This window comes from Streptomyces sp. NPDC059866, assembly GCF_042731325.1.
In the GTDB taxonomy this organism is placed as follows: domain Bacteria; phylum Actinomycetota; class Actinomycetes; order Streptomycetales; family Streptomycetaceae; genus Streptomyces; species Streptomyces flavusporus.
Window position 1 is genome coordinate 211,412 of sequence record NZ_JBHWJT010000016.1, and the last position, 20,885, is coordinate 232,296.

Sequence of the window (20,885 nt, forward strand, 5' to 3'; positions counted from 1 at the left end):
TAGACGAAACACTGGCTGAACAAATGTCGTATAAACTCCGCGGAAGACAGAAGGTTGGCGCCCGCGGTCGGAGGAACCTGCCGTCGAGATGGCGTACGGCAGGCCTCACACCCACGCCCTTCTCGCACAGACCCCGGCCCTCGCCTCTCTGTCCCCGTGAGCTGACAGCGCCGTCCGCCCCCGCCACCTCGCGCCTACTTGCCTGTCGAATGAGAGGCGACCCACCATGCCGCTGTATGTCCCCCCGGCTCCCGCGCCCGCGCTTCGTTCCGTCCTCACAGCACTCGGTTCCCCCACCGCCGTCCGTGAGGCCCGAACCCCCTCCCTGCGCGGCGCCCAGGGGCCCGCCACACCCGAACTCCCGTTGCCCGTCCATGTTCTGGACCGGATCACCGCCAAGGGCACACCCGTCACCCGGCTGGCCGGCTGGCGCTTCCTGATCCGGTGCGGCGACCAGGCGGTAGCCGCGGCGGAGACCATGCTCACGCCCGACGGCTGGGCGTTCTCGCACTTCTTCGAGGGGCCGTACATCGCCTCCACCGAGCGTGCACTGCGCCAGACCGAGACACTCGCCCAGTCGTACCAACCGCGCCTGCTGTCCGTGCCGGGCCTCTACATGCTCACGCTCTGGCTGCACGGCGACTGCGCCGCCGACGGCGCGGCCGGCCACCCGGCCGCGACGGACCTGCTGGTACCACTGGCCCCCGCGCCGCCCGGTATCGCGGCCCACCGTCCGCACCGGGTCGCCGAGCTGCTGCCGGTGCTGACCCATCGGGTGACCCCCGTGCCCCTGCTCGGCTCACCGGCCTGACCTGTTCCACAGAGCCGCACCCGTACCCCGCCGCCGAATTTCCCGGCGGCGGGGTACGCGCCGTTCTGCACCGTTCTGCGCCGTTCACCGCACTGGTCCCCGCCCTGATCCCGCCAGGAATATTGCTCGTACGAGCGGCTGATTACTCGTACGAGCTATTGAAAGGCTTTCACCCCGGCCGGGCTAGCCCCATCCGACCACTGCGAACCACCCGAAGGGACAGTGCAGTTGAGATGAACCGCCCGCCCGAGTGATGCGTCATCAACCTATGAAGGAGCGGTGCAGCGAAATCCCTGCGGATTCACGCCCGTAGGGGAACACTGGATTCGGACCGACTTAACGGGGGGCGGCCATGAACGACGCTTCACGCCGCGGGACAGACACGACAGCACACTCACCCATCACGACAGAGCGAAAGATCCCTTCCATGTGCCAGCACCAGCCACCGTGCCCCACCGCAGAATCCGCCGACCGGGAATCCGCCCGTCTCGTGGCGCACCACCCGGAGCAGGGCTGGAGCCTGCTGTGCAACGGAGTTGTGCTCTTCGAGGACACCGGTGAGCTTCTGCCGGACGGCCAGGCCATCGCCCCGCACCGACTGCTGCACGGCAGCCCGGTGATGACGGCAGCCTGACACCGACGGGCGACAGCGCAAGCACGCCCGGACACAACCGGGGCCGACCGCGGATCTGCTCCGCGCGCCGGCCCCGACGCATGTCCGGGGGCGGTCACTCCCCGTGATCGCACCATCGCGCACACCGGCAGCCAGCCGACCGGTCACACCGCGGGCGAAGTCCGGCAGGGCCGACGGCACCTCACCACTACGCACTCCGTGCCCCGCTCCACCCGCCGGTGCGCCTCGGACGACATCGCGTCCGTCTTGCCCACCCCGGTGCCGCACTCAGGTAGATCCGAAGCTTGCCGCGTGCCATGTTCATCCTTCGAAGCGGTACCCCATGCCGGGTTCGGTGACAAGGTGACGGGGGTGCGAGGGGTCCGCTTCCAACTTGCGGCGCAGTTGGGCCATGTAGACCCGAAGGTAGTTGGTCTTGTTGCTCCGGCAGACACCCCAGACCTCCTGGAGCAGGCGCTTCTGCGTGACGAGCCGGCCGGGGTGGGTGACCAGGATCTCCAGCAGATGCCACTCGGTCGGGGTGAGCCGTACGTCGTGTCCGTCCCGGACCACCTTCTTGGCGAGCAGGTCGATGGTGAACCCGTCCGTCTCCACCACCGTCGTCTCCGGGGCGAGCGGGGTGTCCTCGGTACGGCGGACGGCGGCCCGCAGCCGGGCCATGAGCTCGTCCATGCTGAACGGCTTGGTGACGTAGTCGTCGGCCCCCGCGTCCAGCGCCGCGACCTTCTCGTCCGACGCCTGACGCGCCGACAGCACCAGGATGGGCACGCGGGTCCAGCCCCGCAGTGCCTCGATCACGTCGACGCCGTCCATGTCGGGCAGTCCGAGGTCGAGCATCACGACATCGGGTCGGCGTGCGGCGGCCAGTCGCAGGGCGGTGGCGCCGTCGGGCGCGGCATCCACTCCGTACCGGCGTGCCTGCATGTTGATCATGAGGGCCCGTACGAGCTGCGGATCGTCCTCCACCACCAGCACACGGGTCATGGGTGTGCGCCTTTCCAGTCGTACCGGGGGCCGTGGACTTCATGACGGCAGGAGCCGACGGAACCGGGATGTGCTCCGGGCCGTCGGCTTCCACTCGGGTAACGCCATCAGCTCTTCGCCACAAGTGCCTTGAGAGCGATGTTGAGTTCGAGGACGTTCACCCGGGGTTCGCCGATGAAGCCGAGGGTGCGGCCCTCGGTGTGCTCGTCGACGACCTTCTGGACCTCGGCGACGAGCAGACCGTTCTGCTCGGCGACCCGGTGCACCTGGAGGTCGGCGTACTGCGGGGAGATGTTCGGGTCCAGGCCGGACCCGGAGGACGTCACGGCGTCGGCGGGCACCTCGGACGGCTTGACCGTGTGGCCGGGGACCGAGTTGTCCTTGATGACCGCGGCCTTGGCGTCCTTCACCCACTGGACGAGTTCCGGGTTGTCGCCGGACCGGTTGGTCGCGCCGGACAGGATGAGCTTGTACTGGGTGTTGACGCTGTTGGTGCCGAGGCCGTTCTGCGGGCGGCCCTGGAACCACTTCAGGTCCGGCTCCGGGGTCTCCTGGCCCTTCTTCAGCGGCAGGTGGTACGCCTGCCCGATCAGGGACGAGCCGACGACCCTGCCGTCCGCCCTGATCTCCGAGCCGTTCGCCTTGTTGTTGAACAGACCCTGGGCGATGCCGGTGACGGCCAACGGATAGATGACGCCCGTCACCAGGGTCAGGACGAGGAGGGCGCGCAGGCCCGCCCCGCTCAACCGGGCGGTGTTGGTAACCGAGTTGTTCATGGCGGTCAGCCGATTCCGGGAATGAGGGAGATGAGCAGGTCGATGATCTTGATGCCGATGAACGGCGCCATCAGTCCGCCGAGACCGTAGATCGCGAGGTTGCGGCGGAGCATCCGGTCGGCGCTGACCGGCCGGTACTGCACGCCCTTCAGGGCGAGCGGCACCAGCGCGATGATGATCAGCGCGTTGAAGACGACGGCCGACAGGATCGCGGAGTCCGGCGAGGACAGCTGCATGATGTTGAGCTTGTCCAGGCCCGGGTAGACGGCCGCGAACAGCGCCGGGATGATCGCGAAGTACTTCGCGACGTCGTTGGCGATGGAGAACGTCGTCAACGCGCCCCGGGTGATGAGGAGTTGCTTGCCGATCTCGACGATCTCGATGAGCTTGGTCGGGTTGGAGTCGAGGTCGACCATGTTGCCGGCCTCCTTGGCGGCCGACGTACCGGTGTTCATCGCCACGCCGACATCCGCCTGGGCCAGCGCGGGCGCGTCGTTGGTGCCGTCGCCGGTCATCGCGACCAGCTTGCCGCCGGCCTGCTCCCGCTTGATCAGCGCCATCTTGTCCTCGGGAGTGGCCTCCGCGAGGAAGTCGTCGACGCCCGCCTCCTCGGCGATCGCCTTGGCGGTCAGCGGGTTGTCACCCGTGATCATGACGGTTTTGATGCCCATGCGGCGCAGTTCCTCGAACCGCTCGCGCATGCCGTCCTTGACGACGTCCTTGAGGTGGATGACGCCCAGGACCCGGGCCCCGGCGCTGTCCTCGACGGCCACCAGGAGCGGCGTACCGCCCGCCTCGGAGATCGTGTCGGCGAGCGTGTCCGCGTCCTTCGCGACCGCGCCGCCGCGCTCCTCGACCCAGGTGATCACCGAACCGGCCGCACCCTTGCGGATCCTCCGGCCGTCGACGTCCACACCCGACATCCGGGTCTGGGCGGTGAACTCGATCCACTCGGCACCGGCCAGTTCGCCCTGGTGGCGCTCGCGCAGGCCGTACTTCTCCTTCGCCAGTACGACGACGGAGCGGCCCTCGGGCGTCTCGTCGGCCAGCGACGACAACTGGGCGGCGTCCGCGACCTGGGCCTCGGTCGTGCCACGCACCGGCACGAACTCGGCCGCCCGGCGGTTGCCGAGCGTGATGGTGCCGGTCTTGTCGAGCAGCAGCGTGGAGACATCACCGGCGGCCTCGACCGCACGGCCCGACATGGCCAGCACGTTGCGCTGCACCAGGCGGTCCATACCGGCGATGCCGATCGCGGACAACAGCGCGCCGATCGTCGTCGGGATGAGGCAGACCAGCAGGGCGACCAGCACGACCATCGTCAGATGGGTGCCCGCGTAGTCGGCGAACGGCGGCAGGGTCGCCACCGCGAGGAGGAAGACGATCGTGAGGGACGCCAGCAGGATGTTCAGCGCGATCTCGTTGGGTGTCTTCTGCCGCGCGGCGCCCTCGACCAGGCCGATCATCCGGTCGATGAAGGTCTCGCCCGGCTTCGTCGTGATCTTGATGACGATCCGGTCGGAGAGCACCTTCGTACCGCCGGTGACCGCACTGCGGTCGCCGCCGGACTCACGGATGACCGGCGCCGACTCACCGGTGATCGCCGACTCGTCGACGCTTGCCACACCCTCGACGACATCACCGTCGCCGGGGATGATGTCGCCGGCCTCGCAGACGACCAGGTCACCGATCCTCAGCCCGGTGCCCGGCACCCGCTCCTCACGGCCCTCGGCGAGCCGCCGGGCGACGGTGTCCGTCTTGGCCTTGCGCAGGGTGTCGGCCTGTGCCTTGCCGCGGCCCTCGGCGACCGCCTCGGCCAGGTTGGCGAAGATCACCGTCAGCCACAGCCAGACGCTGATCGTCCAGCCGAACCAGTCGCCCGGGTCCGTGAAGGAGAAGACGGTGGTCAGGACGGAGCCGATCCACACCACGAACATCACGGGCGACTTGACCATCACCCGTGGGTCGAGCTTGCGGAAGGCGTCCGGCAGCGACCTCACGAGCTGCTGGGGGTCGAAGAGGCCCGCGCCGACACGGCCCTCGGGGGACTTGCGCCCGGTGGGTACGTCGCTGTGCGGCGCCCGGGTCGGAGTGGTGGGGGACGCTGTGGACATGGTGTCCTCTTGATTCGCTGTACGAGTGGTCATCACGCCAGCCCCTCGGCCAGCGGCCCGAGCGCGAGGGCCGGGAAGTACGTCAGACCGGTGATGATCAGGATCGCGCCCACCAACAGGCCCGTGAACAGCGGCTTCTCGGTGCGCAGGGTGCCCGCGGTGACGGGCACCGGCCGCTGCTCGCCGAGCGATCCGGCGAGCGCCAGCACGAACACCATCGGCACGAACCGGCCGAGCAGCATGGCGATGCCGAGGGTGCTGTTGAACCACTGCGTGTCCGCGTTCAGACTGGCGAAGGCCGAGCCGTTGTTGTTCGAGGCGGACGTATAGGCGTAGAGGATCTCGGAGAATCCGTGCGCCCCGCTGTTGGTCATGGAGTGCGCCGGGGTCGGCAGCGCCATCGCGAAGGCGGTCAGGATGAGCACCAGCGCCGGGGTGACCAGGATGTAGCAGGCCGCCAGTTTGATCTCGCGGGTGCCGATCTTCTTGCCCAGGTACTCGGGCGTCCGGCCGACCATCAGACCGGCGATGAACACCGCGATGATCGCCATGACCAGAATGCCGTAGAGGCCGGAGCCGACACCGCCGGGCGCGATCTCGCCCAGCATCATGCCGAGCAGGGTGATGCCGCCGCCGAGGCCGGTGTACGAGGAGTGGAAGGAGTCCACGGCTCCGGTGGAGGTGAGTGTGGTCGACACCGCGAAGATCGACGAGGCGCCGATGCCGAAGCGGACCTCCTTGCCCTCCATCGAGGCGCCGGCGATCTCGAACGCCGGGGCGCGGTGCGCGAACTCGGTCCACCACATCAGACCGATGAAGGCGATCCAGATGGTGGCCATGGTCGCGAGGATCGCGTAGCCCTGCTTGACCGAGCCGACCAGCACGCCGAAGGTGCGTGGCAGCGAGAACGGGACGGCGAGCAGCAGGAAGATCTCGAAGAGGTTCGTGAACGGGGTCGGGTTCTCGAAGGGGTGGGCGCTGTTGGCATTGAAGTAGCCGCCGCCGTTGGTGCCCAGCTCCTTGATGGCCTCCTGCGAGGCGACCGCGCCGCCGTTCCACTCCTGCGAGCCGCCCATGAACTGACCGACCTCGTGGATGCCGGAGAAGTTCTGGATGACGCCGCAGGCGACCAGCACGATCGCGGCGACGAACGCCAGCGGCAGCAGGATGCGCGTGACACCGCGCACCATGTCCGCCCAGAAGTTCCCGAGTTCACCGGAGCGCGACCGCGCGAAGCCCCGTACGAGAGCCACGGCGACGGCCATGCCGACGGCCGCGGAGACGAAGTTCTGCACCGCCAGCCCGCCGGTCTGCACGACATGGCCCATGGCCTGTTCGCCGTAGTACGGCTGCCAGTTGGTGTTGGTGACGAAGGACACGGCGGTGTTGAACGCCTGGTCCGGGTCGATCGAGGAGAAGCCGAGCGAGCCGGGCAGGACGCCCTGGAGCCGCTGCAGCAGATAGAGGAAGAGGACACCAGCCGCCGAGAAGGCGAGGACACCGCGCAGGTACGCGGTCCAGCGCATCTCGGTGTCGGGGTTGGCGCCAATGCCCTTGTAGATCCACTTCTCGACGCGCCAGTGCCGGTCGGAGGAGTAGACCTTGGCCATGTAGTTGCCGAGGGGGACGTGGATGATCGCCAGCGCGCCTATGAGAGCGAGCAGCTGGAGGACGCCGGCAAGGACGGGACCCATGTCGGTGCTCAGAACCTCTCCGGGAAGATCAGGGCGAGGACGAGATAGCCCAGCAGGGCGACGGCCACGATCAGGCCGACGATGTTCTCGGCGGTCACAGCTTCGTCACCCCCTTGGCGACGAGGGCCACCAGCGCGAAGAGCGCGACCGTGGTGACGACGAAGGCCAGATCGGCCATCGTGAGCTCCTGGAGTCGAGGTTCGGTGGAACGTGCGGTTGGACGTTCGGTTGGACTAGGACAGATTCGAGGAAACCGCGTCCGTGGCCGGATTCGACCGCCATTGACGGCTCCCTTACGGGGCACTGCGCGGCTTTGACGGGTCTCTTACGGCACCTGTCACGGTCAGGTCAGCCGGAACCGCAAGCGGCAGATCACCGCGTCGGCCTCCCGGCGCAGCCCGGCCAGCGGCACGCCGGGGTCCCACTCGGACCAGGCGTGCTCGAGGGCGTGCAGGTGGGCCCGGTCCTCGGGGCCGGGGTGGCAGACGGTGACCGCACGGGCGGCTCTGCGCCCGCTGGGACGGCGTCAAGAATCGACACCGAGGCGTTCGACCACGGCTGGACCCGGGACGTGCACAGCACGGCCGTACTCCTGACCCTGCTGCTCCTCATCGACTGGGCGCCGGCACCCTCACCCCATGGCGCACCGCGCTGTGGTGCACCCTCACGGCGCTGCTCTTCGTGGTGCTGTGTCCGCCCCGCGTCTCGGCGGGCGCGGGCTGGCTGCGGTCGCGTGCGCTGCTGCGCACCCGGACCGTCCGCACGGACCTGCTGGTGTCGGTCCGCTGCCTGGACGGCGTCGCCCAGCGGCTGGTGCTGCGCGACGCGTTCGGCAGGCGCATCGAGATCCACTCGCAGGTCCTCGTCGCCAACCCCGGCCTCTGGTACCGCCTCGACGAGGACGCCCACACGTCGGAGGCGCGTGGTTCGCCGCGGTGCGGCGCTACCGCGCTGCACCGCGTATCGGGGCGGATCGACCGCGAGACGGCGCGGAGGGTCTTCAAGGTGTCGGGGCTCGAATGACCCCGCCCACAGACCGTTCTTAGCGGAAGCTTGACGCCGATGGACCCCTCGTGCGCGGGCCCAGGCGTCACTCTCCGCATACGCTGAGGGCGCCGTCCGCGTGATGGCCGGAAGCGCACGTACATGCAGGAGCACGCCGATGGCCACCACCGAGCATCCGCCGCCCAGTCGCCTGCGCGCCTGGATGCTGGAGGGGCTGTCCGACATCGGCAAGGGCGGCGGCCCCCAGGGACCCCACGCCCAGCCGGCGCCCCCGCACGAGGGCCAGCCCTGGTACCGGGTGATGTGCCTGACCGGTGTGGACTACTTCTCGACCCTCGGCTATCAGCCCGGTATTGCCGCGCTCGCGGCCGGTCTGCTGTCGCCCGTCGCGACCATCGTGCTTGTGATCGTCACCCTGGCGGGCGCGTTGCCGGTGTACCGGAGGGTGGCCGAGGAGAGCCCGCACGGACAGGGCTCGATCGCGATGCTGGAGCGGCTGCTCACCTTCTGGAAGGGCAAGCTGTTCGTCCTGACCCTGCTCGGCTTCGCCGCCACCGACTTCCTGATCACCATCACCCTCTCGGCCGCGGACGCCTCGACCCACCTGGTGGAGAACCCCCAGCTGCACGATGCTCTGCACGACAAGCAGATGCTGATCACCCTCGTGCTCATCGCGCTGCTCGGCGCGGTGTTCCTCAAGGGCTTTCTGGAGGCGATCGGCGTCGCGGTGGCTCTGGTGGGGGCCTACCTGGCGCTGAACGCCGTCGTCGTGATCGTCGGCCTGTGGCACGTCATCACCGAGGGGCATGTCGTCACCGACTGGTCGAACGCCCTGACCGCCGAGCACGGCAACGTCTTCGTCATGATCGGCATGGCCCTGATCGTCTTCCCGAAGCTCGCCCTGGGCCTGTCCGGCTTCGAGACCGGCGTCGCCGTGATGCCGCACGTCAAGGGCGAGGCGGGGGACACCGAAGAGAACCCCGAGGGCCGGATCCGGGGCACCAAGAAGCTGCTCACCACGGCCGCCCTGATCATGAGCGGCTTCCTGATCACGACCAGTTTCATCACCACCCTCCTGATCCCGGAGCAGGAGTTCGAGGAAGGCGGCAAGGCCAACGGCCGCGCCCTCGCCTATCTGGCGCACGACTACCTGGGCAACGCGTTCGGCACGGTCTACGACGTCTCGACGATCGCCATCCTGTGGTTCGCCGGCGCGTCCGCGATGGCCGGACTGCTCAACCTGATGCCCCGCTATCTGCCCCGCTACGGCATGGCTCCGCACTGGGCCCGCGCCGTGCGCCCGATGGTCATCGTCTTCACCCTGATCGGCTTCCTGGTCACCTGGATCTTCGACGCCGACGTGGACGCCCAGGGCGGCGCGTACGCCACCGGCGTCCTGGTGCTGATCACCTCGGCCGCGATCGCGGTGACCATCGCCGCGCGCAAGGCCGGCCAGCGCAACTGGACGATCGCCTTCGCGGTGATCTCGGCGGTGTTCCTCTACACGACGGCCCTGAACATCATCGAGCGCCCCGACGGCGTGAAGATCGGCGCCTGCTTCATCGCCGGGATCATGATCCTCTCGCTGCTCTCCCGGCTGGCCCGCGCCTTCGAGCTGCGCGTGACCAGCGTGACGCTCGACGACATGGCGGAACGATTCGTCCGGGACATCGCCAGCCGCAAGATCCGGTTCATCGCCAACGAGCCCGACCGGCGCGACATCGCCGAGTATCGCGGCAAGATCGAGCAGATCCGCCAGGACAACGACGTCCCCGGCCAGGAGGACTTCGTCTTCGTCGAGGTGACGGTCACCGACCCGTCCGAGTTCGAGTCCGGTCTGACGGTGCGCGGCGAGGTCCTGCACAACCGCTACCGGGTCCTGACGCTGGAGTCCTCCTCCATCTCCAACTCCCTGGCCGCGCTGCTTCTGCACGTCCGCGACACCACCGGCCGCATCCCGCACATCTACTTCGAGTGGACCGAGGGCGACCCCTTCGCCAACCTCCTGCGCTTCTTCCTCTTCGGTCAGGGCGAGATCGCCCCGGTCACCCGGGAGGTGCTGCGCGAGGCGGAACCGGACCCCGCACGCCGGCCACGCGTGCACACGGGCTGAGCGGTCAGCGCCGGAAGCCTCGCCGAGGAGCGCGTGTCACGACCCGGCCGTAGCTGAGGCGACCGCACACCTCCACGCGCAGCACCACGGGCCCGTCCGCACCTCTGGACCCGCGCGTCCTGATCGTGGAGTAGTCCGTGACCAGGGCGTCGGTGTCCACCACGACGCCCGGCCGCGTCACCAGCCGCAGCGTGCCGCCCTGCATGTCGAGTTCGATGCGCAGGGTGTCGTACGTGATGACGGCCTCGGTGAAGTCGAGCGTCACGTCGCCCCAGGCCGACTCGATCGCCAGCCGCCGCGGCACCGCCCAGGCACCGTCCCGCCGGACCGAGCTGCCCTCCTGCTCGATACGGACGACATCCTTCGCCTCGGCCACGACGGGCAGATCGCCGGTCAACGCGGCCAACTCCCCCAGGGTCCGGGCAGACAGCGCGGCCCCGACCCGTTCGTCGAGTTCCTCGGCGGTCAGCCGGCCGTCCCCCGCGGCAGCGGTCAGCACCTCCACGACGCGGTCCCGGTCGGCATGCGAGGCCCGCACTTCGGACGACGTACCCGAACCCAAGAGCTCGGCTGACATACCCTCACCCCGATCACCCATCACGAGCTAACGCTATATCGCGTTATACCCAGTGGCCAACCCCGCGTCCACCGTGCGCGCCTGCCGCTCTATCGTGACCGGCATGCACTCCTACACGATCGGCCAGGCCGCACGCCTGCTCGGCGTCAGCCCCGACACCGCACGCCGCTGGGCCGACGCCGGCCGGGTGGCGACCCATCGGGACGACAGCGGACGCCGGCTCATCGACGGGCGGGACCTGGCCGCGTTCTCGGTCGAGCTCGCCAAGTCCGGCAGCGGCGAGGAGGAGGCCCCGTACACCTCGGCCCGCAACGCCTTCCCCGGCATCGTGACCGCTATCAAGCTCGGCGATGTCGCGGCCCAGGTCGAGATCCAGGCCGGGCCCCACCGGCTGGTCTCCCTCCTCACCCGCGAGGCCGTCGAGGAACTCGGCCTGGAGGTCGGCATGGAGGCGACAGCCCGCGTGAAGTCGACGAACGTCCATATCGACCGGTCCTGACGCACTCCGAGCCGCACATGCGATCACTCATCGCGCATCAGCCTCGATTGTGCGATGCGACAGATGACTTATGCATTGCATCTGCGCCAGTATGATCGACGCATCGGAAGAGTCCGGCGGGCTCTTCCCCAGCGGACAGAGGGAGTGGACCCGTGATGACCCGTCCCCAACGCCGGTACCTGCGGGCGGCCGGTGCCGGAGCCGCCGCGCTGCTGGCGCTGAGCGCCTGCTCCTCCTCGCCCGATTCCGGCTCCTCGGCCGCCGGGTCCGACGCGTCGGATCGGCTCACCGGCGAGGTGACCGTCTTCGCGGCCGCTTCGCTCGAGGAGAGCTTCACGACGCTGGGCAAGGAGTTCGAGAAGCAGCACCCGGGCACGAAGGTCACCTTCAGCTTCGGCGGCAGCGACTCCCTCGCGGCGAGCATCACCGGCGGCGCCCCGGCGGACGTCTTCGCCGCCGCCAGCCCCAGGACCATGGCGATCGTCACCGACGCCGGCGACGCCTCCGGCACCCCGGCCACCTTCGTCCGCAACCAGCTGGAGATCGCCACCCTGCCGGGCAACCCCGACAGGATCTCCTCCCTCGAGGACCTCACCGCGTCCGGCCTGAAGGTCGTGCTGTGCGACGAGTCGGTGCCGTGCGGCACCGCCGCGCAGAAGGCGCTGGACGCGAGCAGGCTGAAGCTCACCCCCGTGTCCTACGAGCAGGACGTCAAGAGCGCCCTGACGAAGGTGGAGCTGAAGGAGGCCGACGCGGCGCTCGTCTACAAGACCGACGTGAAGGCGGCGGGTGACAAGGTGGAAGGCGTGGACTTCCCCGAGTCGGCCGATGCCATCAACGACTACCCGATCGCCCTGCTCAGGGACGCGCCCAACGCCGAGGCGGCCAAGGCCTTCATCGGCCTGGTGAAGTCCGCCGAGGGGCAGAAGGTGCTGACCGGGGCCGGGTTCCTCGCGCCGTGACGGAAACCCTCAAGAGCGGCCCCCGGCGGGGCCGGCTCCGCAAAAGCACCCGCGGGGTGCCGCTGCCCCTGCTCGTTCCGGCGCTGGCAGGCCTGGCGTTCCTGGTGCTGCCGTTGATCGCCCTGCTCGTACGCACTCCCTGGCGCACCCTGCCGGATCAGCTCACCAGCCCCGAGGTGTGGGAGGCCCTCCGGCTGTCCCTGTTCTGTGCCACGGCGGCGACCGCCCTGAGCCTGGTGATCGGAGTCCCGCTGGCCTGGCTGCTGGCCCGCACGGACTTCCCCGGCCGCCGACTGGTCCGCGCCCTGGTGACGCTGCCGCTCGTGCTGCCGCCGGTGGTGGGCGGTGTGGCACTGCTGCTGGCGCTCGGCCGCAACGGCGTCGTCGGGCAGTGGCTCGACTCCTGGTTCGGGATCACCCTGCCGTTCACCACCGCGGGCGTGGTCCTCGCGGAGACGTTCGTGGCGATGCCGTTCCTCGTCATCAGCGTGGAGGGCACTCTGCGGGCGGCCGACCCCCGCTACGAGGAGGCGGCCACGACCCTGGGCGCCTCCCGTTTCACCGCCTTCCGCCGCGTCACCCTGCCGCTGATCGCCCCGGGCATCGCCGCCGGCGCGGTGCTGGCCTGGGCCCGGGCACTCGGCGAGTTCGGGGCGACGATCACCTTCGCGGGCAACTTCCCGGGCCGTACGCAGACCATGCCGCTCGCGGTGTACCTGGCCCTGCAGAACGACCCGGCCGCGGCGATCGCCCTCAGCCTGGTCCTGCTCGCCGTGTCCATCGCCGTCCTCGCCGGCCTGCGCGACCGCTGGATGACCGCCTCATGACCCACCTCTACGACTCCACCGCCCTCACCTCGGGTGCCGTGCACGGCGAGGGGCTCGACGCCCATCTCGTCGTCGACCGCGGCCCCTTCCGCCTCGACATCGCGCTCACCGCAGCGCCCGGCGACGTCGTCGCCCTGCTCGGCCCCAACGGCGCCGGAAAGACGACCGCCCTGCGCGCCCTGGCCGGCCTCGCCCCGCTCACGGCCGGCCATCTCCGGCTGGACGGCACCGAGTTGGACCGTACGCCGCCCGAATCCCGCCCGGTCGGCGTCGTCTTCCAGGACTATCTGCTCTTCCCCCATCTGACGGCCCTGGACAATGTGGCCTTCGGACCGCGCTGCCACGGCGCGACGAAGGCGGAGGCCCGCGCGCAGGCCGCCGCGTGGCTGGACCGCATGGGCCTCGCCGACCACGCCGGCGCCAAACCCCGTCGCCTGTCCGGCGGCCAGGGCCAGCGCGTCGCTCTCGCCCGTGCCCTGGCCACGCACCCCCGGCTGCTGCTCCTCGACGAGCCCCTCGCCGCCCTGGACGCCCGCACCCGCCTGGAGGTGCGTGCCCAACTACGGCGCCATCTCGCCGACTTCGAGGCCGTGGCGGTACTGGTCACGCACGATCCGCTGGACGCCATGGTCCTGGCCGACCGGCTCGTGGTCGTCGAGCACGGCCGGATCGTCCAGGAGGGCACGCCCGCCGACATCGCCCGCCGCCCCCGCACGGACTACGTGGCCCAACTCGTCGGCCTGAACCTCTACAAGGGCACAGCAGCGGGCCACACCGTCCACCTGGATGCCGGCCCCGCCATCACCACCACCGAGGACCTCACGGGCCCGGTCTTCGTGGCCTTCCCACCCGGCGCCGTCACCCTCTTCCGGGACCGCCCCACCGGCGCCAGCGCCCGCAACCTCTGGCGCTGCGAGGTCACCGGCCTGGAGACCCACGGCGACCAGATCCGCGCCGCCCTCACCGGCGAACTCCCCCTCACCGCCGACCTCACCACGGTCGCGGCCGCCGAACTCGACCTGCACCCCGGCGCCCCGGTCTGGGCAACGGTCAAGGCCGCCCAGACCCACGCCTATCCGGCCTGAAACGCCCAGAGGGCCCCGCGCAGCAGAACGCGGGGCCCTCAACCGACGTACTCAGTCCTCGTACGCATCCAGCGGCGGGCAGGAACAGACCAGGTTCCGGTCGCCGAAGGCCTGGTCGATTCGGCGCACCGGCGGCCAGTACTTGTCCGCGGCCGAGACACCGTCCGGGAAGACGGCCTCCGTACGGCTGTAGGTGTGCTCCCACTCACCGCCGAGCGCGGCGGCCGTGTGCGGGGCGTTTCGCAGCGGGTTGTCGTCGGCCGGCCACTCGCCCGAGCCGACCTTCTCGATCTCCGCCCGGATCGCGATCATCGCCTCGCAGAACCGGTCGAGTTCGGTCAGGTCCTCGGACTCGGTCGGCTCGATCATCAGCGTCCCGGCCACCGGGAAGGACATCGTCGGCGCGTGGAAGCCGTAGTCGATCAGCCGCTTGGCGACGTCGTCGACGCTCACGCCGGTCGCCTTGGTCAGCGGCCGCAGATCGATGATGCACTCGTGCGCGACCAGCCCGCCGGGACCGGTGTACAGCACGGGGTAGTGCGGTTCGAGCCGCTTGGCGATGTAGTTGGCGCTCAGGACCGCCACCTGCGTGGCCCGCTTGAGCCCCTCACCGCCCATGAGCCGGACGTACGCCCACGAGATCGGCAGGATGCCCGCGGACCCCCACGGCGCGGCCGAGATCGGGCCCACGCCGGTCTCCGGACCGGCCTCCGGCTGGAGCGGGTGATTCGGCAGATACGGCGCCAGGTGCGACCGTACGGCCACCGGGCCGACGCCCGGACCGCCTCCGCCGTGCGGGATGCAGAACGTCTTGTGCAGGTTGAGGTGCGAGACGTCACCGCCGAAGTGCCCGGGCTTGGCCAGCCCGACCAGGGCGTTGAGGTTGGCGCCGTCGACGTACACCTGCCCCCCGGCCTCGTGGACCTGGGCGCAGATGTCGGCGACGTGCTCCTCGAACACCCCGTGCGTCGAGGGGTACGTGATCATCAGCACCGCCAGTTCGTCGCGGTACTGCTCGATCTTGGCCCGCAGGTCCTCGACGTCGATCTCACCGTCCTCGGCGGTCTTCACGACGACGACCTTCATCCCGGCCATCACGGCGCTGGCGGCGTTCGTTCCGTGCGCGGAGGACGGGATGAGGCACACGGTCCGCTGCTCGTCGCCGCTTGCCCGGTGGTACCCGCGTACGGCGAGCAGACCGGCCAGCTCGCCCTGCGAGCCGGCGTTGGGCTGCAGCGACACCTTGTCGTAGCCGGTGACCTCGGCGAGCCGGTCCTCCAGCTCACGGATGAGGGTGAGGTAGCCCTGCGCCTGCCCGGCGGGGGCGAAGGGGTGGAGCTGCCCGAACTCGGGCCAGGTGACCGGCTCCATCTCGGTGGTCGCGTTGAGCTTCATGGTGCAGGAGCCCAGCGGGATCATGCCGCGGTCCAGCGCGTAGTCGCGGTCGGCGAGCCGGCGCAGGTAGCGCAGCATCGCGGTCTCGGAGCGGTGCTGGTGGAAGACGGGGTGGGTCAGGTAGTCGTCGGTGCGCAGCAGCGCGGCCGGCAGCGCGTCCTCGGTGCCGGCGTCCAGGGCGTCGATGTCGCCGTCGACCCCGAACGCGGCCCACACGGCGCTCAGTTGGGCCCGCTTCGTGGTCTCGTCGCAGGCGATCGAGACGTGGTCGGCGTCCACGAGGTGCAGGTTCACGCCGCGGTCTCGCGCGGCCGCGACGACGTCGGCCGCCCGGCCCGGCACCCTTGCGGTGAGCGTGTCGAAGTAGGCGCCGTGGACGGTCTCGACGCCGCCGTCACGCAGCCCCGCGGCGAGGATGGCGGCGTATCGGTGGGTGCGCCTCGCGATGCCCTTCAGACCCTCGGGCCCGTGGTGGACGGCGTACATCCCGGCCATGACGGCGAGCAGCACCTGGGCGGTACAGATGTTGCTGGTCGCCTTCTCCCGGCGGATGTGCTGCTCACGCGTCTGCAGTGCGAGCCGGTAGGCCCTGTTCCCGTCGGCGTCGACCGAGACGCCCACGAGGCGGCCGGGCAGGCTGCGGGCGAACTTCTCCTGCACGGCCATGTATCCGGCGTGCGGCCCGCCGAAGCCCATCGGCACGCCGAACCGCTGGGTCGTACCGACGGCGATGTCCGCGCCGAGCTCGCCCGGCGACTTCAGCAGCGTCAGCGCCAGCAGGTCGGCCGCGACGGTGACCAGTGCGCCCAGCTCGTGCGCCTGGTCGATGACCGGCTTGATGCCGCGTACTGCTCCGGAAGCGCCCGGGTACTGGATGAGCACGCCGTTGATCTCACGCTCGGCGATGTCGGCCGGAATGCCGTCACTGAGGTCGGCGACGACGACCTCGACGCCGGTCGGCTCGGCGCGGGTCTCGATCACGGCGATGGTCTGCGGGAACGCGTCCGCGTCGACCAGGAAGAGGCCCTTCTTGTTCTTGCCCATGCGCCGGGACAGGGCCATGGCCTCCGCCGCGGCCGTGCCCTCGTCGAGCAGCGAGGCACCCGAGGTCGGCAGCCCCGTGAGGTCGGCGACCACGGTCTGGAAGTTCAGCAGCGCTTCGAGCCGCCCCTGCGAGATCTCCGGCTGGTACGGCGTGTAGGCGGTGTACCAGGCCGGATTCTCCATGACGTTGCGCAGGATGACGGGTGGGGTGAACGTCCCGTAGTAGCCGAGTCCGATCATGGAGTCGAGGACCTGGTTGCGGTCGGCGAGCGAGCGCAGCTCGGCCAGCACCTCGGCCTCGGTCCGCGCCCCCGGCAGGTCCAGGGCGTCGGCGTTCTTGATCACATCCGGTACCGCGGCGGCGGTGAGCTCGTCGAGCGAGCCGTAGCCGACCTGCGCGAGCATCTTGGCCCGCGCCTCCTGGTCGGGCCCGATGTGACGCTGCTCGAAGGGTGTGCCCTGTTCGAGCTCGGAGAGCGGAATGCGATGGGCGGTCATTGCGGAGGCCTCCTGGTCTGACACGACCTTCGAGGGGCACCACGGCGCGGGTACCCCGGCGGCCTCCCCCTCTGTCATCTCAACCTGAGAGCTTCACCGGACCGCCCGAGGACGCCCGGCTTGCACCGTCGGTGAGAGCGGAAGCCGTCGACACCCGCTCTGCTTTCCAGAGTGACCTCGTCCGTGCGGTACGTGGGCCTGAGAGATTCCGGGGAGGATTTGCTCCTTCGGCGCCTCCGATGGTGTCCGGAGGACTCTCCCGCACGGGGTCAGCAGCCGTTTGCCAGACTACCAGCGAGGTCAACGCCCGGGCGTTCGAGTGGCCGCGTGCCCCAATGTGCTCTTTCGTAGTGCTTACGGATGAGTTGCGAGCAAGTGGAGGGCCCGTGCAGACCGACATCGATCCGCGCAACCTGATCGGCCGCAAGGCCTTCGACCGCAACGGCAACAAGATCGGCACGATCGACGAGATCTACCTCGACGACGCAACCGGCGTCCCGGAGTGGGCCGCGATACGCACCGGCCTGTTCAGCAGGGACGCCTTCGTGCCGCTCGAGCCCAGCGAGCTGATCGAGGACAGCCTGCACGTCCCCTTCGACCGCGCCCTGATCAAGGACGCCCCCGACTTCGGCGTGGGCCGTCACCTCTCCCCGGAACAGGAACTCCAGCTCTACCACCACTACGGCCTCGACGTGGCCCCTCCGCCCCGGCTCCCGGACCACAACTTCGGCAAACTGGCGGGCACGGACGACTCCTGACCCCCGGACTCACCCCCGACCGACGAACCCCCCTCCGTGCCCGAAGCCACCTGCTCCCCGGCTCTTCGCGCCACCAATGGCAGCGGATCCGCCGGCTCCAGCGCACGATCGTCGGTCCGGAACGTCCGCACCCGCCCGGGCTCCGAGTCGGGCGTCTCGAACCGCACGGTCACCCTCCCCAGCCCGCTGCCCTGCACCCACCCGTGCCCGTACTCGGCGTGCCGTACGTCGTGCCCCGCGGGCCATCGCCGCTCGACCGGCACGGCCGCACCCTGCACGGGCTCGTCCACCAAGTCCTCCGCCGGCCCCTCCGCCGGTTCACCCGCGGCCTGCGCGAACAGATCCTCCTGCGTGTAGTCGGCGAGCCCGCTGACCCCCACTCCGAGCAGCCGCACGCCGCCCGTGGTGTCCACGGAGTCCAGCAGCCGGGCCGCGGCCTCGCGCACCACCGCCGGATCGTCCGTGGGCCCGCGCAGCGTCTCGGACCGGGTCAGCGTGGAGAAGTCGTACCGCCGCACCTTCAGCACGATCGTCCGCCCCGACAGCCCTGCGCCGCGCAGCCGCCGCACACACCGGTCCGCGAGCCGCTGCACCTCCAGCCCCACCCGGACCCGGTCATGGATGTCCATGTCATAGGTGTCCTCGACCGACACCGACTTCGTCTCCCGCTCGGCGACCACCGGCCGGTCGTCGCGGGCCAGTGCCATGGCGTACAGCGCGTGCCCGTGCGCCTTTCCCAGAAGTCGTACGAGCTCGTCCTCCCCCGCCTCGGCGATCTCGTCGATCGTGGTGATGCCGGCCCTCCGCAGGTGGTCGCCCGTCGCGGGCCCCACCCCGGGAAGCGTCCGCACCGACATCGGCCCGAGCAGCGTCCGCTCGGTCCCCGGCTCGATCAGCACCAGCCCGTCGGGCTTGGCCTGCTCGGAGGCGATCTTCGCGAGCATTTTGGATGCGGCGAGACCGACAGACCCCGTGAGCCCGGTGACGGCCCGTATGTCGGCCCGCAGCTTCATCCCCGCCAACCGCGCCGACTCCTCGTCCCAGGCCGTTCCCCCGGTCTCCAGGTCCACGAACGCCTCGTCCAGGCTCAGCGGCTCCACCAGCGGCGACAGGGCCCGCAGCAGCTCCATCACCTGCTCGCTGATCGTCCGGTACAGCCCGAAGCGCGGCACGAGATACGCGGCGTTCGGCGCGAGCCGGCGCGCCTGGGCCATGGGCATCGCCGAATGCACCCCGAACACCCGGGCCTCGTACGAGCAGGTCGCCACCACCCCGCGCGGTCCGAGCCCGCCCACGATCACGGCCTTCCCGCGCAGGCTCGGCTTGGATGCCTGCTCCACCGAGGCGAAGAAGGCATCCATGTCGAGATGCAGGATCGTGGGCGCGGTTCTCATATCTCCGATGCTGCACCACGCCACTGACAATGCGGCGGCACGACCAGGACAGCACGACCTGCACACCTGCCGACGCGGTGCCCGGCAGGCCTCCGGAGGCGCCGGGCAGCTGCGTCGCTCAGACCGCCCGATTGCGCCGTCGTGCCAGCTCGTCCGCCGGATTGTGCCCGACGAGCGTCTCGCCGGTGTCGATGCGCTCCCCGTGCAGCTGTGACAACGCGCTCTCGACGTCCCGCCACACCACCCCGACCGCGATGCCGAAGATCCCCTGGCCGCCCTGGAGGAGCGCATGAACCTCGTCGGGCGAGGTGCACTCGTACACGGTCGCACCGTCGCTCATCAGCGTCATGCGTTCCAGGTCGCGGAAACCGCGTTCCCTGAGGTGCTGCACGGCGGTGCGGATGTTCTGCAACGACACCCCGGTGTCGAGGAACCGTTTGACGATCTTCAGGACGACGACGTCCCGAAAGCTGTACAGGCGCTGCGTCCCGGACCCGTAGGCGGGCCGCACGCTGGGCTCGACGAGCCCGGTGCGGGCCCAGTAGTCCAGTTGCCGATAGGTGATGCCGGCGGCCGCACAGGCCGTCGGGCCGCGGTAGCCGATCTGCTCGGACGTCATGGACGCCGCCCCTCCGCTGGTGGGAATGGGCGTCGGTCGCTGCGGAGTGTGATCGGCCGCCCTGCCGTGGAGCGGGTACGGACCGCTCTCCCCGAGACTGCGTCCGGGGGCACCCCCACCCGTACCGTCGCCGCTGCTTCTCACGCCGACCTCCGTCCTTGACCTGCCTTCTCGACGGTAGGCAGTCACCAAGGGTGCGTCAACGATCGCCACACTCGGCACGCCGAGTGATAATCACCCTAAGAGTGGTTTCCCGTACCCAACCGCGGGGAAAGGCTAGCCGAATGCGCTTGCGGGGAGCCGCGGGACGACCTCACCGGCCGCCGGCAATTGCCGGTACGGAGGCCGTCATCGACCGGGGGACGACCCGTCGAGGACCTTCGCCTCCGCCTGAGCCGACCACGTCTCACTGGCTGCTGGTGCCGAAGTCCTCGGGCGAGATCTGGTCGAGGAACTCGCGGAACTTCTCCACCTCGTCCTCCTGCTCGTCCGGAATCGCGATACCGGCGTCGTCGAGCACGCCGTCGCTGCCGTAGATCGGCGTTCCGGTGCGCAGGGCCAGCGCTATGGCATCGGACGGACGGGCGCTCACCTCGACCCCGCTGGCGAAGACCAGCTCGGCGTAGAAGACACCTTCACGCAGATCCGTGATGCGCACTTCGGTGAGCTCCTGACCGACGGCCTCCAGCACGTCCTTGAACAGGTCGTGGGTCAGCGGTCGCGCGGGGGCCATGCCCTGCTGGGCGAAGGCGATCGCCGTCGCCTCCCCCGGCCCGATCCAGATGGGGAGGTAACGGTCGCCTCCCACTTCGCGCAGGAGCACGATCGGTTGGTTGGAGGGCATTTCGACCCGGACACCTACGACATCGAGCTCGTTCACACAGCAACCCTAGGCCGTGCCCGGGACGTTTGGGTAGTCGGGCCGACATCGGAGCCCCGATCCGGCCTTCCCCACCCCCACCGGCCCACCCGACATCCCGGCAACGCACCCGCTCCCTGCCCAGACCCACGCCGGTACCTCGACGAAACCCCTGCACCGGGCAGCACGGTCCGCCCGAAGCCCATATCGCCCCACCCGGAAGTCACCCTCAGCCCC

General features: G+C 69.9%; 19 protein-coding genes, 1 pseudogene and 1 riboswitch. Of the genes and pseudogenes, 9 read left to right on the forward strand and 11 right to left on the reverse strand.

The genetic code is table 11. The features are described from left to right. Positions 1 to 226 precede the first annotated feature (226 nt). On the forward strand, positions 227 to 811 hold the full coding sequence (locus tag ACFV7R_RS25395; protein WP_385267263.1) for a hypothetical protein: 585 nt from the start codon (positions 227 to 229) through the stop codon (positions 809 to 811). Positions 812 to 1,238: 427 nt separating this feature from the next. Continuing rightward, positions 1,239 to 1,445 carry a DUF5999 family protein gene (locus tag ACFV7R_RS25400; RefSeq protein WP_308040975.1) on the forward strand — a complete coding sequence of 69 codons (207 nt, stop codon included), beginning with the start codon at positions 1,239 to 1,241 and terminating at the stop codon, positions 1,443 to 1,445. 185 nt (positions 1,446 to 1,630) lie between these two features. On the opposite strand, the pseudogene ACFV7R_RS25405 reads toward ACFV7R_RS25400, so the two are convergent. From ACFV7R_RS25405 to kdpF, 6 genes and pseudogenes are all read right to left on the reverse strand, one after another. Continuing rightward, positions 1,631 to 1,743, reverse strand: a pseudogene (locus ACFV7R_RS25405) (sensor histidine kinase KdpD); the annotation flags it as partial. A gap of 2 nt (positions 1,744 to 1,745) precedes the next feature. Then, positions 1,746 to 2,429, reverse strand: coding sequence for a response regulator (locus ACFV7R_RS25410; protein ID WP_385267266.1), 684 nt, complete (start codon positions 2,427 to 2,429; stop codon positions 1,746 to 1,748). Positions 2,430 to 2,536: 107 nt separating this feature from the next. Beyond that, positions 2,537 to 3,205, reverse strand: coding sequence for a potassium-transporting ATPase subunit C (locus ACFV7R_RS25415; RefSeq protein ID WP_385267269.1), 669 nt, complete (start codon positions 3,203 to 3,205; stop codon positions 2,537 to 2,539). Between the two features lie 5 nt (positions 3,206 to 3,210). Then, on the reverse strand, positions 3,211 to 5,352 hold the full coding sequence (kdpB, locus tag ACFV7R_RS25420; RefSeq protein ID WP_385267271.1) for a potassium-transporting ATPase subunit KdpB: 2,142 nt from the start codon (positions 5,350 to 5,352) through the stop codon (positions 3,211 to 3,213). After that, the gene (gene kdpA / locus ACFV7R_RS25425) at positions 5,352 to 7,013 is read right to left on the reverse strand and encodes a potassium-transporting ATPase subunit KdpA (RefSeq protein WP_385267273.1); all 1,662 of its coding nucleotides are present in this window, start codon (positions 7,011 to 7,013) and stop codon (positions 5,352 to 5,354) included. The genes kdpB and kdpA overlap by 1 nt, the downstream gene beginning before the upstream one ends. A gap of 8 nt (positions 7,014 to 7,021) precedes the next feature. After that, the gene (kdpF, locus tag ACFV7R_RS25430; protein ID WP_037659531.1) at positions 7,022 to 7,111 is read right to left on the reverse strand and encodes a K(+)-transporting ATPase subunit F; all 90 of its coding nucleotides are present in this window, start codon (positions 7,109 to 7,111) and stop codon (positions 7,022 to 7,024) included. 583 nt (positions 7,112 to 7,694) lie between these two features. Between kdpF and ACFV7R_RS25435 the strand changes: the two genes are divergently transcribed. Together ACFV7R_RS25435 and ACFV7R_RS25440 are read left to right on the forward strand one after the other, a co-directional pair. Further along, complete coding sequence (locus ACFV7R_RS25435) at positions 7,695 to 8,036, forward strand: hypothetical protein (RefSeq protein ID WP_385267276.1); 342 nt, start codon at positions 7,695 to 7,697, stop codon at positions 8,034 to 8,036. Positions 8,037 to 8,175: 139 nt separating this feature from the next. Next, entirely contained in the window at positions 8,176 to 10,131 is a 1,956-nt protein-coding gene (locus ACFV7R_RS25440) for an amino acid transporter (protein WP_385267279.1), read from the forward strand. 4 nt (positions 10,132 to 10,135) lie between these two features. On the opposite strand, the gene ACFV7R_RS25445 is transcribed toward ACFV7R_RS25440, so the two are convergent. After that, complete coding sequence (locus tag ACFV7R_RS25445; RefSeq protein WP_385267282.1) at positions 10,136 to 10,708, reverse strand: DUF1707 domain-containing protein; 573 nt, start codon at positions 10,706 to 10,708, stop codon at positions 10,136 to 10,138. Positions 10,709 to 10,811: 103 nt separating this feature from the next. On the opposite strand from ACFV7R_RS25445, the gene ACFV7R_RS25450 reads away from it, so the two are divergent. The 4 genes from ACFV7R_RS25450 to ACFV7R_RS25465 all read left to right on the forward strand — a co-directional run bounded on the left by ACFV7R_RS25450 (position 10,812) and on the right by ACFV7R_RS25465 (position 14,081). Further along, entirely contained in the window at positions 10,812 to 11,207 is a 396-nt protein-coding gene (locus tag ACFV7R_RS25450) for a molybdopterin-binding protein (RefSeq protein ID WP_385267284.1), read from the forward strand. A gap of 155 nt (positions 11,208 to 11,362) precedes the next feature. Beyond that, on the forward strand, positions 11,363 to 12,169 hold the full coding sequence (gene modA, locus ACFV7R_RS25455; RefSeq protein WP_385267287.1) for a molybdate ABC transporter substrate-binding protein: 807 nt from the start codon (positions 11,363 to 11,365) through the stop codon (positions 12,167 to 12,169). Beyond that, positions 12,166 to 12,996, forward strand: a complete 831-nt coding sequence (locus ACFV7R_RS25460; protein ID WP_385267290.1) for an ABC transporter permease — start codon at positions 12,166 to 12,168, stop codon at positions 12,994 to 12,996. Before modA ends, ACFV7R_RS25460 begins: the two co-directional genes overlap by 4 nt. Then, entirely contained in the window at positions 12,993 to 14,081 is a 1,089-nt protein-coding gene (locus ACFV7R_RS25465) for an ABC transporter ATP-binding protein (protein ID WP_385267292.1), read from the forward strand. The genes ACFV7R_RS25460 and ACFV7R_RS25465 overlap by 4 nt, the downstream gene beginning before the upstream one ends. Positions 14,082 to 14,132: 51 nt before the next feature. Here the strand turns inward: ACFV7R_RS25465 and gcvP are convergent, their stop codons facing one another. After that, positions 14,133 to 17,018, reverse strand: a complete 2,886-nt coding sequence (gene gcvP, locus ACFV7R_RS25470; RefSeq protein WP_385267294.1) for an aminomethyl-transferring glycine dehydrogenase — start codon at positions 17,016 to 17,018, stop codon at positions 14,133 to 14,135. A 176-nt stretch (positions 17,019 to 17,194) separates the two neighbouring features. Beyond that, a riboswitch (glycine riboswitch) is annotated at positions 17,195 to 17,290 on the reverse strand. 114 nt (positions 17,291 to 17,404) lie between these two features. Between gcvP and ACFV7R_RS25475 the strand changes: the two genes are divergently transcribed. Continuing rightward, on the forward strand, positions 17,405 to 17,776 hold the full coding sequence (locus ACFV7R_RS25475) for a PRC-barrel domain-containing protein (RefSeq protein ID WP_385267296.1): 372 nt from the start codon (positions 17,405 to 17,407) through the stop codon (positions 17,774 to 17,776). On the opposite strand, the gene ACFV7R_RS25480 is transcribed toward ACFV7R_RS25475, so the two are convergent. The 3 genes from ACFV7R_RS25480 to ACFV7R_RS25490 form a co-directional block, all read right to left on the reverse strand. Next, entirely contained in the window at positions 17,698 to 19,170 is a 1,473-nt protein-coding gene (locus ACFV7R_RS25480; protein ID WP_385267299.1) for a DNA polymerase IV, read from the reverse strand. The genes ACFV7R_RS25475 and ACFV7R_RS25480 overlap by 79 nt on opposite strands. Positions 19,171 to 19,288: 118 nt before the next feature. After that, on the reverse strand, positions 19,289 to 19,933 hold the full coding sequence (locus ACFV7R_RS25485) for a MerR family transcriptional regulator (protein ID WP_129796726.1): 645 nt from the start codon (positions 19,931 to 19,933) through the stop codon (positions 19,289 to 19,291). A 262-nt stretch (positions 19,934 to 20,195) separates the two neighbouring features. Next, complete coding sequence (locus ACFV7R_RS25490) at positions 20,196 to 20,669, reverse strand: bifunctional nuclease family protein (RefSeq protein ID WP_004002801.1); 474 nt, start codon at positions 20,667 to 20,669, stop codon at positions 20,196 to 20,198. Positions 20,670 to 20,885 lie beyond the last annotated feature (216 nt).

Bases quoted from the DNA above. Each gene is read 5' to 3' on its own strand.
- ACFV7R_RS25395 (WP_385267263.1), top strand. From the start codon at position 227: ATGCCGCTGTATGTCCCCCCGGCTCCCGCGCCCGCGCTTCGTTCCGTC.
- ACFV7R_RS25400 (WP_308040975.1), top strand. From the start codon at position 1,239: ATGTGCCAGCACCAGCCACCGTGCCCCACCGCAGAATCCGCCGACCGG.
- ACFV7R_RS25410 (WP_385267266.1), bottom strand. From the start codon at position 2,429: ATGACCCGTGTGCTGGTGGTGGAGGACGATCCGCAGCTCGTACGGGCC.
- ACFV7R_RS25415 (WP_385267269.1), bottom strand. From the start codon at position 3,205: ATGAACAACTCGGTTACCAACACCGCCCGGTTGAGCGGGGCGGGCCTG.
- kdpB (WP_385267271.1), bottom strand. From the start codon at position 5,352: ATGACCACTCGTACAGCGAATCAAGAGGACACCATGTCCACAGCGTCC.
- kdpA (WP_385267273.1), bottom strand. From the start codon at position 7,013: ATGGGTCCCGTCCTTGCCGGCGTCCTCCAGCTGCTCGCTCTCATAGGC.
- ACFV7R_RS25440 (WP_385267279.1), top strand. From the start codon at position 8,176: ATGGCCACCACCGAGCATCCGCCGCCCAGTCGCCTGCGCGCCTGGATG.
- ACFV7R_RS25445 (WP_385267282.1), bottom strand. From the start codon at position 10,708: ATGTCAGCCGAGCTCTTGGGTTCGGGTACGTCGTCCGAAGTGCGGGCC.
- ACFV7R_RS25450 (WP_385267284.1), top strand. From the start codon at position 10,812: ATGCACTCCTACACGATCGGCCAGGCCGCACGCCTGCTCGGCGTCAGC.
- modA (WP_385267287.1), top strand. From the start codon at position 11,363: ATGACCCGTCCCCAACGCCGGTACCTGCGGGCGGCCGGTGCCGGAGCC.
- ACFV7R_RS25465 (WP_385267292.1), top strand. From the start codon at position 12,993: ATGACCCACCTCTACGACTCCACCGCCCTCACCTCGGGTGCCGTGCAC.
- gcvP (WP_385267294.1), bottom strand. From the start codon at position 17,018: ATGACCGCCCATCGCATTCCGCTCTCCGAGCTCGAACAGGGCACACCC.
- ACFV7R_RS25480 (WP_385267299.1), bottom strand. From the start codon at position 19,170: ATGAGAACCGCGCCCACGATCCTGCATCTCGACATGGATGCCTTCTTC.